General features: G+C 44.8%; 17 protein-coding genes. 4 read left to right on the top strand and 13 right to left on the bottom strand.

All coding sequences use genetic code 11. The features are described 5' to 3' along the window. Positions 1-146: 146 nt before the first annotated feature. The 13 genes from WAO38_RS11565 to nadA form a co-directional block, all read right to left on the bottom strand. The gene (locus tag WAO38_RS11565) at positions 147-1,055 is read right to left on the bottom strand and encodes an MBL fold metallo-hydrolase (protein WP_422237256.1); all 909 of its coding nucleotides are present in this window, start codon (positions 1,053-1,055) and stop codon (positions 147-149) included. 14 nt (positions 1,056-1,069) lie between these two features. Continuing rightward, on the bottom strand, positions 1,070-2,569 hold the full coding sequence (locus tag WAO38_RS11560; protein ID WP_422237254.1) for an OprD family outer membrane porin: 1,500 nt from the start codon (positions 2,567-2,569) through the stop codon (positions 1,070-1,072). Positions 2,570-2,608: 39 nt separating this feature from the next. Next, complete coding sequence (gene soxB / locus WAO38_RS11555) at positions 2,609-4,375, bottom strand: thiosulfohydrolase SoxB (protein ID WP_422237252.1); 1,767 nt, start codon at positions 4,373-4,375, stop codon at positions 2,609-2,611. An 11-nt stretch (positions 4,376-4,386) separates the two neighbouring features. After that, positions 4,387-5,160, bottom strand: a complete 774-nt coding sequence (gene soxA / locus WAO38_RS11550; RefSeq protein WP_422237251.1) for a sulfur oxidation c-type cytochrome SoxA — start codon at positions 5,158-5,160, stop codon at positions 4,387-4,389. Positions 5,161-5,163: 3 nt separating this feature from the next. Beyond that, the gene (gene soxZ, locus WAO38_RS11545) at positions 5,164-5,490 is read right to left on the bottom strand and encodes a thiosulfate oxidation carrier complex protein SoxZ (protein ID WP_422237249.1); all 327 of its coding nucleotides are present in this window, start codon (positions 5,488-5,490) and stop codon (positions 5,164-5,166) included. Between the two features lie 46 nt (positions 5,491-5,536). Next, positions 5,537-6,007, bottom strand: a complete 471-nt coding sequence (gene soxY, locus WAO38_RS11540; protein ID WP_422237248.1) for a thiosulfate oxidation carrier protein SoxY — start codon at positions 6,005-6,007, stop codon at positions 5,537-5,539. Between the two features lie 16 nt (positions 6,008-6,023). Then, entirely contained in the window at positions 6,024-6,542 is a 519-nt protein-coding gene (gene soxX / locus WAO38_RS11535) for a sulfur oxidation c-type cytochrome SoxX (RefSeq protein WP_422237246.1), read from the bottom strand. Between the two features lie 75 nt (positions 6,543-6,617). Further along, entirely contained in the window at positions 6,618-7,784 is a 1,167-nt protein-coding gene (locus WAO38_RS11530; RefSeq protein WP_422237244.1) for a sensor histidine kinase, read from the bottom strand. Then, positions 7,774-8,427, bottom strand: a complete 654-nt coding sequence (locus WAO38_RS11525; protein ID WP_422237242.1) for a response regulator transcription factor — start codon at positions 8,425-8,427, stop codon at positions 7,774-7,776. Before WAO38_RS11525 ends, WAO38_RS11530 begins: the two co-directional genes overlap by 11 nt. Then, on the bottom strand, positions 8,424-9,551 hold the full coding sequence (locus WAO38_RS11520; RefSeq protein WP_422237240.1) for a cache domain-containing protein: 1,128 nt from the start codon (positions 9,549-9,551) through the stop codon (positions 8,424-8,426). Before WAO38_RS11520 ends, WAO38_RS11525 begins: the two co-directional genes overlap by 4 nt. Further along, complete coding sequence (flhB, locus tag WAO38_RS11515) at positions 9,551-10,618, bottom strand: flagellar biosynthesis protein FlhB (protein WP_422237238.1); 1,068 nt, start codon at positions 10,616-10,618, stop codon at positions 9,551-9,553. Before flhB ends, WAO38_RS11520 begins: the two co-directional genes overlap by 1 nt. 11 nt (positions 10,619-10,629) lie before the next feature. Next, positions 10,630-11,445 carry a carboxylating nicotinate-nucleotide diphosphorylase gene (gene nadC / locus WAO38_RS11510; RefSeq protein WP_422237236.1) on the bottom strand — a complete coding sequence of 272 codons (816 nt, stop codon included), beginning with the start codon at positions 11,443-11,445 and terminating at the stop codon, positions 10,630-10,632. Then, complete coding sequence (nadA, locus tag WAO38_RS11505) at positions 11,442-12,434, bottom strand: quinolinate synthase NadA (protein ID WP_422237234.1); 993 nt, start codon at positions 12,432-12,434, stop codon at positions 11,442-11,444. Before nadA ends, nadC begins: the two co-directional genes overlap by 4 nt. 151 nt (positions 12,435-12,585) lie before the next feature. Between nadA and plsY the strand changes: the two genes are divergently transcribed. The 4 genes from plsY (at position 12,586) to hsrA (ending at position 15,074) form a co-directional block, all read left to right on the top strand. Then, entirely contained in the window at positions 12,586-13,200 is a 615-nt protein-coding gene (gene plsY / locus WAO38_RS11500) for a glycerol-3-phosphate 1-O-acyltransferase PlsY (RefSeq protein ID WP_422237232.1), read from the top strand. After that, positions 13,197-13,523, top strand: a complete 327-nt coding sequence (locus WAO38_RS11495) for a dihydroneopterin aldolase (RefSeq protein ID WP_422237230.1) — start codon at positions 13,197-13,199, stop codon at positions 13,521-13,523. Before plsY ends, WAO38_RS11495 begins: the two co-directional genes overlap by 4 nt. Positions 13,524-13,601: 78 nt before the next feature. Beyond that, the gene (locus tag WAO38_RS11490) at positions 13,602-14,243 is read left to right on the top strand and encodes an OmpA family protein (RefSeq protein WP_422237228.1); all 642 of its coding nucleotides are present in this window, start codon (positions 13,602-13,604) and stop codon (positions 14,241-14,243) included. A 156-nt stretch (positions 14,244-14,399) separates the two neighbouring features. Beyond that, entirely contained in the window at positions 14,400-15,074 is a 675-nt protein-coding gene (hsrA, locus tag WAO38_RS11485; protein WP_422237226.1) for a homeostatic response regulator transcription factor HsrA, read from the top strand. The last annotated feature ends 65 nt before the right edge of the window (positions 15,075-15,139 follow it).

Genomic DNA, 15,139 nt, shown 5'->3' with positions numbered 1-15,139 from the left:
CAGTACATGCTGTATCGTCTCATCATCGCCTGAACTGACTCCCAGTACAATCTCTCTGGGTTTATCGATCGAGGGGATCGGCTCAGCCAGCTGGGTATCGCCCCACGATATGCTCACCAATACTAATAGAGCGAGAAATAGTCGTTTCATTTTTGCTCCCATTCCAATGTTCGATAGGCAGATTCTACATTTGCCCGATGCATCGTATCATACATTCGTAACGATTTAAAAGACGGCATCACCACTTTGTCAACCGTCTCCTCGATTCCTAATCCCTCATCCAATGCACTGCGTATTTCACTGCGCATCTGCGTCAAATAGGCATACGTCATCTTCATCGCATTTTGATCACTCTGATAACCGTGTCCTCCGATGATCGTCGTTGCACCATAGCTCTCCAACGTGTCCAATGCGCTTATCCACCCGTTAATCTCCCCTTCTCGCAAAGAGAGAACCCGATCGTTAAAGACGAGATCCCCTGCAAAAAGAAGTTTGCGTTCCGGTATGAAAACGACCATATCTTTGGCACTGTGGGAGCGCTGTTTCATAAAACGAAGTTCTATCGTTAGGTTGCCGACAGTCATGGTCTGATCGGATGTGACTATCGTATCCGGCAATGTCGGAACGGTTTTAGCATACGCCTCGGGGGAGATATGGGTTTGCATTCGCGTCGGTGCATGTACATCAACACCGTGGGCAAAATCATCTGAACCCAAAACCTTAACTCCCATTTGAGTGAAAAAACCGTTTCCGAGCCAATGGTCATCATGGATATGGGTATTGATTACCATTTCCACGGGTAAAGGCTTGATAGCCTGCATCGTTTTATACACCGATGCGGCATAAGCATACGAAGAGCCGCTGTCGATAACGACATAACTCTTCGAAGTATCAAGGTAGCAGGTGTTGACCATGTTGCCGTTATTGGTCGTATTCATCGCATTCGGTTCACCGAAAAAACAGACCACCTCTGAGGTGATCCGTTTAGGACTCAGCGCGAAATCATACGCGCCGAGCGCCATGCAAAGAATAGATAAAGACAACAATAATCGCATCATTCAACCTTGGCTTAGAAAAGGTAGTTCATCTCAAAACGGTATTCGTTGTATGAGTTGTTATCTACACTCGATTGTACTGTTGCACTGGTATATGCCGGCTCAGCATCAACCGTTGCAAAACGCAATCTAAACTCTGCATTTGGAATTTCTTTGAAACTTTGCCATACATCGACATGAAAAATATTACGATCGGTAAAAGTTGATTTCCATGCTTTTGCATCATCAAAATTCATACTTTCGTAATCGACAGCCACTTTCATACCTGGAACCAAACCGGCTTTATTAAAGTCATAAGATGCTTTAACCGCCCAGTTTTTAGTATTGGCGATCCAATCTACCTGTGCCATTGATCGAGTATATCCACCCGTCGGGAATCCACGCCATGGAGCGATAATATCCGCATCATCAGCAATTTTTGAATACCCTGCTTGTAGGACTAACGGACCGTTTGCAGCTACTAAACGTGCCATAATGATACTGCCGTCTGCGCTGTTTGGATTTGTATAGCCATAAGATGCGCCTGTATAGGTAGTGTTACCTTTAAATACACCGCTTAATGCAGCACCGCCGATTGCACCGGCACCGTCATCCATTTGACGTAAATATCGCACACCCGGAGTTAAAGTCCATGCATCATTAAGTTTGATCTGATAATTAGCTTCTGCAATAGCGGTAGAGAAAAATCCGTTCAATCCGATGTATTCTGCATCCAATTTTAAGTTAGGAATTGATTTATTGGTAGCAGTCACCAAGATCATTTCAGGATTGACATCTTCTCCGGCAGCGCTGATTAAAGATGGTGTCAACCCTTTATGAGCACCTGAATCATCATTTTCATTGTACTTTTCATACGCAATGACACTGTGAAATGTTTGGTGGTCACGTAATTTTTGGCTCATAATATAGCCCGCACGGACTTTTGTATCAGGAAGATCTTTATTTTCAACCGTAGCGGCAGTAAACGTATTAGGAACCATTTTAGTATCATTCGATGCCAGCATGATACTTTCAATCATTTGACGACCGACTTTGACATCGGTTTTTCCTGCTTTGTATTCACCGTATGCTTCAGCGAGAACACCGATTCCGCCTTCACTGCCATCAGAACGGGTATGATACGTATCTTTACCCGCTTTACCGAAGTTAGTTGTACTGCCATCAATAGTATTGGATGAAACCATTGGTGCAGTTCCATAAAATCCTACAGTCGTTCCGAAACCATGGAAAAATCCTGATTTGAAGATCAAACTCCCGCCAAGACCCCACATATTATTATCTTGAACTGCTGAACTTTCATTCTCCCAATCCCACCAGAACATATTCGAACGAAGACGTCCATACACGTCGCCTTTGGTAATCATTTCACCTATGGAGTTTACCTCACCCGGTACTTTTGTATATTCAACCTGCATGTTCCCTTTAAGAACACGATCTTCCGTTTTAAGCGCATGCGCCGACGTTGCGAGTACACAAGCTGCTGCAGCTGCGATACTAAGATTGACTAATTTCATTTCCTAACTCCTTAAGTTTTCAGATTGACGAGCGGGTGCCTAGCACCCTCTTGCACCTTTTTTCGGACATCCGCAGTCGTAATCCATAATGCGGACATTGCTGTTACCGCTGATGTTGACATTTTTCTGACGGCGGATGTACGCTGACGTGACATCGTATACCGGACGGGTGAGCTGTTCTTTCAGATTGCTTCCCGCATTTTGCAAATTGCCGCCCCATGAGGAGACTTTGTACACTTTGGTATCATTGAGAGGTTTACCCCCTACCATGATGTTCGTAATACGTTTACCGCTTGTGGCACCGACGCGAATCTCATACGTAACACCGCCCAAACGGCTCATATCCCCCCCTTGCTGATAAAGCGGATTCGCATTAAATACATTATCCGCGATATCTTCAAGCAAAGTACGGATATGTTTACCGGTCAATTCGAACGTATAAACATTCGGATAGGTAATCGCCGTCATATCGTACACATCATCCATCGTGATCGCTTCACCGCCGAGAACCGTGGTTCCCCAACGGTACCCAGGGGTGAAGGAGATATCCGAATCCATCGCATCGATAATCGAATCGTTGATCAACTGATCGAACGTCGAATGGAACGTATCGCGTTTAAACAAGGTACTCTTCGTAATCCCCAACACTTCGGAAAGTTCCGAGTCATACGGTGAATAAAGCTCTGCTACCAGTTTCTCGCCCTCCGGATCAGCCGGAATGAGATTCGAAGCGACCGGAATCAGTTTGTACTCATACCCTTTGACCTTATGGTTTTGGATATCGATGTCCAAACGTCCGACATATTTACCGTGGCTTCCCGCGATAACAATCACCGTACCGTTAATAACGGTCGGCTGCGGAGAAGGATCGTGCGTATGTCCGCTGAGGATAAAATCGATCCCTTTGACTTGACGCGCAACCTCTTGGTCAACGCTGAAACCGTCATGCGATAACACGACGACGCAGTCCACTTTTTCTTCTTTGCGAAGTTTGTCGACATAGGTTTGAAGCGTGTCCAAACGAAGTCCGAAACTCCACCCTTGCGTAAACTCTTTCGGGTTAGCGGTAGAGGTAAACGGAAACGATTGACCGATAATTCCGATCTTCGCACCGCCGCGTTCCATGATCGTATACGGTTCAAAAATCAGCTCTTCAAAATCATCGGCAAACGAATCATCGCCGACGACGTTTTGGGAGATGAATTTTGCATTGAGCATCTCGATCAGTTCTTTGACCCGTGTTTTGCCATAGGTAAATTCCCAGTGGCCGACCATAACGTCTACTCCGAGGTAATTTTGCGCTTTGACAATCGCTTCACCCTTGGTTTTAAGCGCAACTCCCGTCCCCTGCCAGGTATCTCCCGAATCAAGGAGAAGAACATTATCGGCTCCCCGCTCTTTTTTAATATGGTTGATGAGGGTTTTCATGTGTGAAATTCCCCCCATTTTTCCAAATTTATGGGCAAGTCCGTCGAAGTTCATAAAGGTATCAAAATAAGCATCGAGGGTCTTGCCCTTCATCCCATAATGTTTTAAAAACGACTCACCGCATAAAAAGCCCGGCGTACCGGTCAAGTTCGGCGCTGAAATAAGCGTCGAAGGCTCACGCCAGTAGAGCGGTTTGATATGAGCATGCATGTCACAGATATGCAGCAAGGTTACATTTCCGCGAGCGTTAAAAGAATAAATATCTTTTAGCCCTACTTCATCGACACGCATCGGAGCAGATGCAGCCGATGCAACGGCAGGCAGCCCGATCCCTAAAGCGGCAGCAATGTGAAAAAAATCTCTTCGTGATAAATCCATCTTCTCCCCCCTTAACGTTTCACGCCGGGAACTTGTATATCATTACCTTTGGTTTTGTCGGTAACGTATACTTCAAGGGCTACCATTTCACGTGAACCCAACGGAATTTTTGCCAAAAGCGCGTTATCCATACATTGCTGAAACCGTTTGTCTAGCAGCGTCGTTTCGCTTTTGGTCATACGGTATGCCGGCCATGTTCCCGCCGCAGCCGTCACGCTTGCCCCTAAATCAGGAAGATTTTGCATGCGCAAACGCTGTCCGACGATATCGGCACTGTGACAGCTGTTGCACGACAATCCGCGTCCGCCGCGTCGTTGTTCAAAAACGTCTTGACCGAGTTTCATCATCTCTTTCATTTGTGCATTCGCTTTAACGTCGATGCTGGTTTTCTGTCCGTTCGCTAACGATTTGACAAATGCCGTCATTTTCAGCATCTCTTTACTCTCAAGCTTCGGAACCGCTTTACCTTGATCTGCTGCGGCCATTTGAATCGTTTGAGAAAGTGTCACAACCTTTTTAGCCGCATCGATATAACGAGGGAACCCTGCAATAAACGAAGGAAGCGCTTTCTCTTTGACACCCAACATTTTGCTGTAGTTTTCCATACTGATCACATCGGCAAACAGCTGTTCCCCTTCCGCAACGTCCATCTCTGCCGGATTGTTATCCACCAGTTCGGCATACATCGCTTTATCGGCATCAGACATGCTGAGTTTCTCTTCAGCATTCGCTCCACTTAACAGCGCTAAACAGACCAATGCTGCTGTGATTGATAATGATCGCATACTTTATCCTTTCGGATTGATGGCAGAAGTTGTTTCAACACTCTGCCCTTTGTTATCTTTTGCGATAACTTTTAGGGTTCCCTCACCCGGTACTTTAAAACTGATACTCATGAGAGGATTAACCGAAAGCGACTCCCAAATAATCATTTTGGTAATCAATGTATCATTGAACATGAATTTCACTTCATCGATATAGTTCGCCGGAATCAGTTCACCCGTATCTTTGTTTTTACGCATACCGGTTTCCATCGGGTGCATCGCCATAAAATCGACTTTGACGATATCGCCTGCCGCGTAGGTTTTAGGTTTGATTTTGATCAATGTTTTCATAGCTTTTTTCCTTATATAGTTCGTTTTTTATTACACACCGATGCGATCAACCGCATCCGCCGATTGTTACTTTGACATTTTGTTTAGCACTTAAAAAAGTCCCATTGCTCATCTCTACGATCGCTACGACATCTTGTGTTCCGCCGAGTTTTACACGTGTTCCGAAAAATGCTTCGCCGTTGGCAGGGGTCAAATAGACATTGGCACAACGTACATTTCCGTTTTTAGATGCCAAAATGTGGATTGACTTGACATAATCTTTATCACTCATCGGGCTCTCGACCGTTACTTTTACCGGTACTACGGCACCATTCTCAGCGATTTCAGGTGCTTCCATTTTCACTTTTGCTGATGGAGTTACCGCTTTTCCGCCGGTAATCGCCGCTACCGCTGTGTCATAATTCATCTCATTAGGACCGGTCGGTTTTTTCTCATCCGCTGCACTTGCAACATGAGGCAGTGCTACCGCACATGCTGCCGCTGCTCCAAAACTTTTTAAAAAAGATCTACGTTCCATTTTATCTCCTTGGTAGTTATTTTTTTGATACGATATACGATGTCAAATCGCATACTTCACGTTCATTCATTAAGCCGTTTGTCATGTTGATCGTCATATGAGACGTCGGATTATCAATGCGGGCATCCGCAATTTTTTGATAGACGAATTGGGCATTACGGGCACCGTTATCCATATACAGAGCTTTGTAATTATTCAATTCCGGTCCGATATTGCCGTACCCATTAGCCCCTTCGATATTGTGACAAGCAACACAGTTACCGAATTGTTTGTCTTTGCCGTCGGCTAATTTACGCGTTAATCCCTCAGGCGGATTCTCTTTGGCAACTTTGCCGTTCAGATTGTGAAAAATGTATTTTCCCCGTTCAATCGCTGCGGCATCCTCAGTAACACATCCCTCCGGCATAGCGAATATTTTAGCTGCAGGGAGGGCATCCTTTTTTAGAATAGCCGCTGCATCAGGGCTCTCGATCACTTGCGACAAATCTGCCGCATTAAGAAATGCTGCAATGGCTAGCAGTATCACTTTTCGCATTGACTCTCCTTCTTGTAATATTTCAAGGGGCATTGTAGAGGAGGAATGTAAAATTTATGTAAAAAAATAAGAAATTTATGAAAGCTTGCAAAGAGGTGGATAAAAACTATACGTAAAGGTACTTCCCTTGCCGTAAACAGATGCTATTTGGAGTTCAATTCCTGCTTTATCTATAATGGATTTGACAATATTCAAACCAATCCCGAATCCGCCTTTATCGCGATTCTCACGATAATAACGCTCAAAAATACGGTTCACATCTTCAATACCGACGCCATTGTCCCGAAAGACCATTACGCATCGGTTCTCTGATTGTTCCAGAATAACCTCGATTTTTCCCTCTTCATGTGAATATTTGATCGCATTGGAAAGGTTATTGTCAATAATCCGCTGGAGTTGTGTCGGATTAAAATTAATCTCAATTTTCTCTGCGATATGAGGCTCAATGGTAATATTTTTTAAGGCTGCGACTTCGGAGAAATAATCGATTCTCTCCTGCAGATAATGGCTCAAATTGATCGGTTCATATTCAAAAGCCAGACGCTCATTCTTAATCAGATAATCCATATCATTATAGAGAGTGGCGAGGGTCTTGGTCGCGGCTTTAATTCTCTGGAGATATTTGTTTTGCGGATTGGAACGATGGTAGAGATCGATATTGACATTGATAATGGAGAGCGGAGTATTGATTTCGTGCATCGAGTCTTTGATAAATTGATCCAGCCGCTTATTGACCCTCTGAAACGGCAGCGCAAAACGGTCCAAGAAAAAAAGTGAAAGGACAAAAATCAAAGCGGCGATCGAAAGCAGAATGATTACAACATCCTGATAAATCCGTGCGTACGACAGTTCTCCCCCGACAACCAGATACGAGGCCTCAAAATACCTTCCCTCCGGAAGCGGTACGATCAGGTAGGCATATCCTTCATCAAGATAATAACCTGCTTTTTGTGTTTTAGGCGGTGATGATATCAGCGTAAACAGCGGCTTAAAATGGACATCATACAACCCTGACTGGAAAGAACGAAACCGCGGATAATCAAATGCCTGCTTCTCTTTTTGGTCAAACTCTTCCATCAACTGAATAATTAAATGCGATTGGCGTTTGAGTTTAAACTCATACTGAATCTCATACACATACTTCATATACGTTACATAAAGATAGGTCGGAGCCAGAAGCAATACCGCCACCAGCATTGTATAGACAAAAGCATTTTTAAGGGCGTAGCGGTTATCGTTCAATGATGTATCCCAACCCGCGCCGATTTTGTATAATCTCGATCGGAAGCTTTTTGCGTAAATTGTTGATCTGTACCCGTATATTGGCAGGATCGACGTAATCTCCCCAAATCTCGTCTTGAAACATCTCGACCGATACCACTTGATTCGTGTGTTTGAGCAAGACTGAAAAAATCTCTTTTTCGGTTTTGCTCAATGCTATATTGTGCCCGCTGTGGGTCAGGGTGAAATTTTCGGTATCGTAAATCAGCTCTGAACCGAAATCGATCCGGTTTTCGCCGTCATGATAGTGGCTTTTCAGCGCGTGCATAATCCGGATCTGCAATTCCGTCAGATCAAACGGCTTTCGAATATAATCACAGCACCCGGATTTATACCCCTCCTGCAAATCGGTGACGTTCACCATCGACGTCAGAAAGATCGCCGGAGTTTTATTCCCCTCTTTGCGCAGAGTCCGCAGCATCTCAAACCCGTTCATTCCCGGTACATTCACATCGAGAAGATAAAGATCGAAATGGGTCTCATATACCGCCTCATATGCTTTCTCCCCATTGCTGAATCCGAATACTTCAAATCCCATATCTTCCAAAAACTCTGTAATACTGACACGCAGCATATACTCATCTTCCAGCAATAATACTTTCATCGGATCTCCCCTTTGATCTCTTTGGTGACTTTATAATCCAGCATAATCCCGATCAGTTCTTCTTTGGAATAGGCATTCAGCCGTTCGCGGGCCTCTTCGAGATAAAGTTCACGGTCTTCCGGCGCCACAGTGTCTTTGAGATAGAGCAGCTCTTTATCATAGGTACTTTGGAAAAGTGCGTTATCCAGAGATTTTTTTACCATGACATCATACAATTCATTTCGGGAGAGGTGAATCAAAAATGAAATATCCTCTTCATCCGAATGGGCATAGGTTGAAATCTGTTTCGGAGAAAGGGAAAAGACAAACGCACCGATGGTTTCTCCTTCACCGTTTGTCATCGGCTCGTAAAACAGATAGCGCCCCCCGCTGAAAATGAGACGGGTACTTTTCAGTGTCTTAAAATCGATTCCGTTTAAAAGCTTTAAATCACTTTGGGTATATTTAGGGTTTTCCAGAATGTATTCTTTGGCAATGACGGGATTTTCCTGCATAAATACCGCTGTTTCATAAAACCGCTCATCCATTAAGATATATAAATCAATCCCCAAAGCGTCAAAATATTCCTGCGTCGTTTCAAAAAAGGAAACCACCTCGACGAAGCCGAGCATACTATCTTTATGATAGATAGGCACCGTCGCTTTTACCCCTAGTTTACGTCCCACTTCTATCGCCGAACGGGGCTTGCGGTGATTTTGAAAATAGAGCAGATCCGGACGGTGAAAATCCAGGGGCATTCCTGCATATGAATTGTCCCAGCTGCGGGCAAAAATAACATAGTCCGACGTAATGATCTGGGAGCGTATTAAAATATCGGTATTGACTTTTATCGACTCCATCGCTTCGGAGAGAATCTGAAACCCTTTGTCTTCATCTTCTTGTTCCAATGCATCGCCGAGTGCACTGTTTTGTCCGAGGATCAGTGCATATCGCAGTGCGGTAGAACGCTCTTTTTCAAGCTGATTTTCCAGTGCTAATGACAGTTGGTCACTCAGACGTTCCAAAGTTTGCGACGTCACTTTTTGTTCCAGATACCATAACACACCGCCTAAAGCTGCCATAATGACGATAAATACACCGGCAATCGTTTTTTTATCGGCGAAAAATCGTAACCAACGGTCCATTAAAAATTATCCTTCCGTTTTTTACCCATTTTATAGACATACGCCAACACTTCGGCAACCGCCGCGAACAGCATATCCGGAATCGGCCGGTCAATATCCACTTCAGCATACAATGAGCGGGCAAGCGGAGGGTTTTGGACGATATGAACCCCATTCTCGCGGGCAACTTTTTTAATCTGTATCGCGATATTGTCCACCCCTTTGGCAACCACGACAGGAGCCCAGTGTTTTGTCTCGTCATACTTGATCGCTACGGCATAGTGAGTAGGATTGGTGATCACAACATCGGCAGTCGGAACAGAAGACATCATCCGCTTACGTGCCGCTTGCATCTGAATCTGACGAATTTTCGCCTTGATATGCGGATCCCCTTCCATATTTTTCATCTCATCTTTAACCTCTTGTTTCGACATTTTCAATTTGTCGAAATACTGCTTCCGGGTTATAAACAGATCAAACAATGCATAGACGGTAATAATGATGAGCATCACCGCTGCCAGAACAATGGCCTTGTCCCGAAGCCACCCCATCTGATCTTGGAGGGTAAAGAGGGCAACGATAGGAAGTTCTTTGATATAAAACCAAAAAAATAAAAAACCGACCCCCAGCGCCGTAAATGACTTGAGGGTGATTTTAATGGATTCCAGTACTTTTTGCAGGGTAAACATATTTCCCAGCCCTTTGATCGGATCCAGTTTTGAAAAATTGGGGGTCAGCGGTTTGGTGGTAAAATTAAATCCTATTTGCCCCACCGTTCCGATCACACCCGCGACTGCGACAATAATAGAAATCGGCAGCGCCATAATCAAAAATTCCCGAAAAGTTACCAACGCCATATCAAACATCAATTCCCGGTCCAGCGGCTGATTCATCAGGGAAAAATAATAGCGGGTAAGGTTGAGCACATGATCCGTGATAAACGTAAACATCATAATCAACGCTAAAATTGCAACAAATAAAATAACGACACCGATGATATCCTGACTTTTGGCAACGTTCCCTTCCAGTCTCGCATCTTCTATCTTCTTGGAGGTAGGTTCTTCGGTTTTCTCCATATCATCGGCCATGAACTACCTCCTTAGTTCATTTTCATCGATATATCGATCCATGCAGCTTGATGAATAAGAGATCCCGTACTGATCGCATCGACTCCGGTGCGGGCATAACTTTCGATCGTTGAGAGCGAGATATTCCCGCTGGCTTCCAATAAAATATTCGGATAGTGTTCTTGTTTATAGGCTACGACTTCGATAAGCTGCTGCGGATTCATATTATCACACATCACGATGTCAGCACCCACTTCCATCGCCCTTTTTGCCATCTCGAAATCTTCCGCTTCAATCTCTATTTTAGAGGTAAACGGTATTTTTTGGCGGGCTTCAGCCATAAATTTCCCGAGGTCCTCAATCGTTTTGAGATGGGTATCTTTAAGCATCAGCGCATCATCCAGCCCCATACGGTGATTGATGGCTCCGCCGATACGGGTGGCATATTTTTCGAAATTGCGCAGCATCGGACGGGTTTTACGGGTATCGAGGAGTTTCGTTCCATACGGAGCGACGAGATCGACATACGATCGGGTCAGCGTCGCAATCGAGCTGGCATGCAATAACATATTGAGAAGTGTCCGTTCAATACGCAGCAGCGTGTGCGAATCACCGCTCAGTTCCATCAGCACGTCACCCTTGGCAAAGGTCTCACCGTCATGCTTATGCCACGTAATCGTGAATTTTTCCAGATCAGACAATACGCGAAGATACTCTTCTCCCGCCAATACGCCGTCACTTTTGGCGATGATTTTTGCACTGGCAGGTACACTTTCAGAAACGCGGGCATACAAATCCCCGCGTCCGACATCTTCGGCTAATACTTCACGGATAAATTGTTCGATCATAGTGCCATCATCCTCTCTAACGCGATCTTGGCCCAGTAGGCGGTCTCTTCATCCACTTCGATCTCGTTAATCGGCGCACCGTCTTCAATCGATTTAAGGACCGCATACAAATCTTCCAGTGTCGTCTCATTCATCGTCGGACACTCAGGTTTTGTCGAAGAGAGGATATAGGTGTTGCTCGGACGGAGACGGTTGACCATATTAAACTCTGTTCCGACCGCGACCTTTTGATCTGCAGGCAGCTCTGTAATGTATTTGATCAGCTGCGACGTCGATCCGATAAAATCGGCACGCTCGCAGATAGCCGGATCACATTCAGGGTGAACGGCGATCAAAATACCCGGATATTTATTGCGGTAAAACTCGATGTCATCCACGCTGAACAGCTGATGCACCGAGCAAAATCCGTCATAACAGATAATATCGGCCTCTTTCGGATCACTTCCGTCCCCGATGACGCACGATTTAAGCCCCATCATTTTGGCGATATTCTGCCCCAGGCAGCGGTCCGGGACAAACAGAATCTTTTTTCCCTCATCGAGGGCTTTGGTGATAATCATTTTGGCGTTGGAACTGGTACATACCATTCCCCCCATTTTTCCGACACGCGCTTTGACATCGGCATTGGAATTGATATAGGTGATCGGCAAAATATCCTCACGCTTGATTCCGCTTTGCTCCAATTTCTCGATCGACTGATCAAAATAGAGCCCGTCAATCATCCGAGCCATCGCGCAGCACGCCACTTTAGGCATCAGAACCCTCTTCTCCGGGCTGAGGATTTTGACACTTTGCCCCATAAATCCGACACCGCAGAAAACGACGAACTCTTTATCGTCCGCCATTGTACGCTTTGCCAGTTCGAGCGAGTCGCCGGTAATATCTCCCATCTCGAATACTTCATCTCGCTGATAAAAGTGTGCCACGACAGTCACGCTGAGACGGCTTTTAAGATCAATAATTTTTTGTTTTAGCTCTTCGGTGTTCAAACCCAATTCCTTCTTACAACTGTTAAAGGCTTATTATAGCCTACCGATATCGTAGTGACCTTGAAGCGGGAAACTCCTTCAGCACTTTTTTAGTTCATTGTAACCAACGGTGATTTATAATACCGTTTCGTTTATCCAAAAAAGGAACCTGATGGAATTTTTATTTAATCAAAACGTACAGTTTTACCTTGTCGCCTATCTTCTCGGCGGTATCCCTTTCGGACTGATTTTGGCAAAAGTATTTGCCGGAGTCAATATTACCGAATCAGGATCGGGTAGTATCGGTGCGACCAATGTGTTGCGTGTCGTCAAAGAGAACAATCCGGCCCTCGCCAAAAAACTCGGTGCCGCAACCTTGGCACTCGACGCGATCAAAGGGATTGCTGTGGTTCTTGCCGCACAATACTTCGGACTGAGTGAAAGTGCCCAATGGCTAGTTGCCGTATTGGCGGTTATCGGTCACTGTTTCAGCCCTTATATGTGGTTTGAAGGGGGAAAAGGAGTTGCTACCGGTATGGGCGTCATGGCCGTAATGCTCCCCATCCCGACTGTTATTGCTTTAGTAGTGTGGGGAGTTGCGGCCAAAACTATCCGTATCTCATCGCTCTCTTCAATGCTCGGGCTTCTCGCTCTTGTCATTGCATCCTTTGTTCTTTATCCGGCAATGTTTCATGCTCCGGTACTCTTTATCGCTTTTATCCTCTTTTACAAACATATCCCTAACTTTATCCGCCTTTTCCAAGGCGAAGAGAAACGGGTCGCATGAAAATTTTGATCGAGGATCTAACCTTTGATGCCATCATCGGGATCCTCGATCATGAGCGCATCACCCCTCAGCAGGTGTGCATCGACTGCAGCATCGATTACCCTTATAGAAACGGCCACTACATAAACTATGCCCAAGTCGTTCAAGCCATTGAAAAAACGATGATTGATGAACAGTTTGAACTCATCGAAACCGCTCTCGAAGTGCTCACTTCTACCCTCAAAAAAGATTTTCCCCTCATTCAAGAACTCTCTTTAACCATCCATAAACCCGATATTCTCTCCAACTGCACCGTCGGGGTAGAACACAAAACAATATTTTAAAATTCAAATATCAACAATCGATTCACGTTAACACGATATAATTGATTTTATTAAACCCATCCGAACAAAGGAAAAAAAATGACACGTACCGTATTATCACTTTTTACTGCAGGACTATTATTGATAGGATGTGCGGAAACCGAAACCGGTCTTTCCAAGACACAGACGGGAGCACTCATCGGAGGGCTTGCAGGTATGGCCGCCGGAGCGGCTACCGGAAACCACAGTGCCAAACGAGTACTCATCGGAGGTGCCATCGGCGCAGCAGCGGGAGGAGGCATCGGCTATTACATGGATAAACAGCAAGAAGAACTCAACAAAGAGCTCAAAGGAAGCGGCGTCGAAGTTGAGCGAAAAGGGGATGTTATCAACCTCAATATGCCCGGCGGAATCACTTTCGATACCGGAAAAACCAATATCAAGCCTAATTTCAGCCCGGTCTTGGATGATATTGCCAATGTTATGACAAAATACCCGGAAACGAAAATCGAAGTACAGGGACATACCGACAGCGTCGGAAACGATGCATCAAACCTGACCTTGTCTCAACTTCGCGCTCAGAGTGTTACCTCTTATCTTGTCTCACGCGGTGTTGCATCCGAACGGATCCATTCCATCGGTTTTGGCGAAAGTATGCCGATAGCCTCTAATGATACCCCCGCAGGCCGTGAAGCCAATCGACGCGTTGAAATCAAAATCATCCCCAATCCTGCAAAATAAAACATTTTTCTCCCTTGTGGAGAATAAACGTACCGCTTTTAGCCACCGTTATTGTTGTATATCATTCCATTTTTTAAAAAAAATTGAAAAAAAGTTTAAAATTTTCTAAAACTGTGCTATCATTTCGGGAAAATTTCCGTTACATGAGGAATCTGAATGCGTATTCTGATCATTGAAGATGAAGTAACCCTCAATAAAACCCTTGCAGAAGGGCTCAAAGAATTTGGTTACCAAAGCGATGTTGTTGAGACTCTTAAAGACGGCGAGTATTATCTCGATATCCGTAACTATGACCTGATTTTGATGGATTGGATGCTGCCGGATGGCAATAGCGTCGATATCATTCCTGATATTAAGACCAATACCCCTAAAACGGTTGTTGTAGTTCTTTCTGCCCGTGATGATAATGAAAGTGAAATCGAAGCACTTCGTGCCGGTGCTGATGATTACATCCGCAAACCGTTCGATTTCGATGTACTTGTCGCCCGTATCGAAGCGCGTTTGCGTTTCGGCGGCAGCAACATCATCGAAATCGATGATTTGATCATCAACCCTGAAGAAGAGAAAATCATCTATAAAGAAAAAGAGATCGAACTTAAAGGGAAACCTTTTGAAGTATTGACTCACCTTGCACGTCACCGCGATCAAATCGTATCAAAAGAGCAATTGCTTGATGCTATTTGGGAAGAACCTGAACTCGTAACACCAAACGTTATCGAGGTTGCAATCAACCAAATCCGTCAAAAAATGGACAAACCGCTCGGTATTACAACCATCGAGACAGTGCGCCGTCGCGGATACCGTTTTTGTTTTCCTAAAGAAATCAACTAATTCTGCCATTTCTACAACCTATTAAACCCCTGTCATAAGGGGTTTGATAAAATAGCTTACTCTCT

The sequence above is a fragment of the Sulfuricurvum sp. genome (assembly GCF_049277495.1).
Classification (GTDB): Bacteria; Campylobacterota; Campylobacteria; order Campylobacterales; family Sulfurimonadaceae; genus Sulfuricurvum.
Note: the sequence above shows the minus strand (reverse complement) of the source record. Positions and strands in the feature narration are given on the sequence as shown.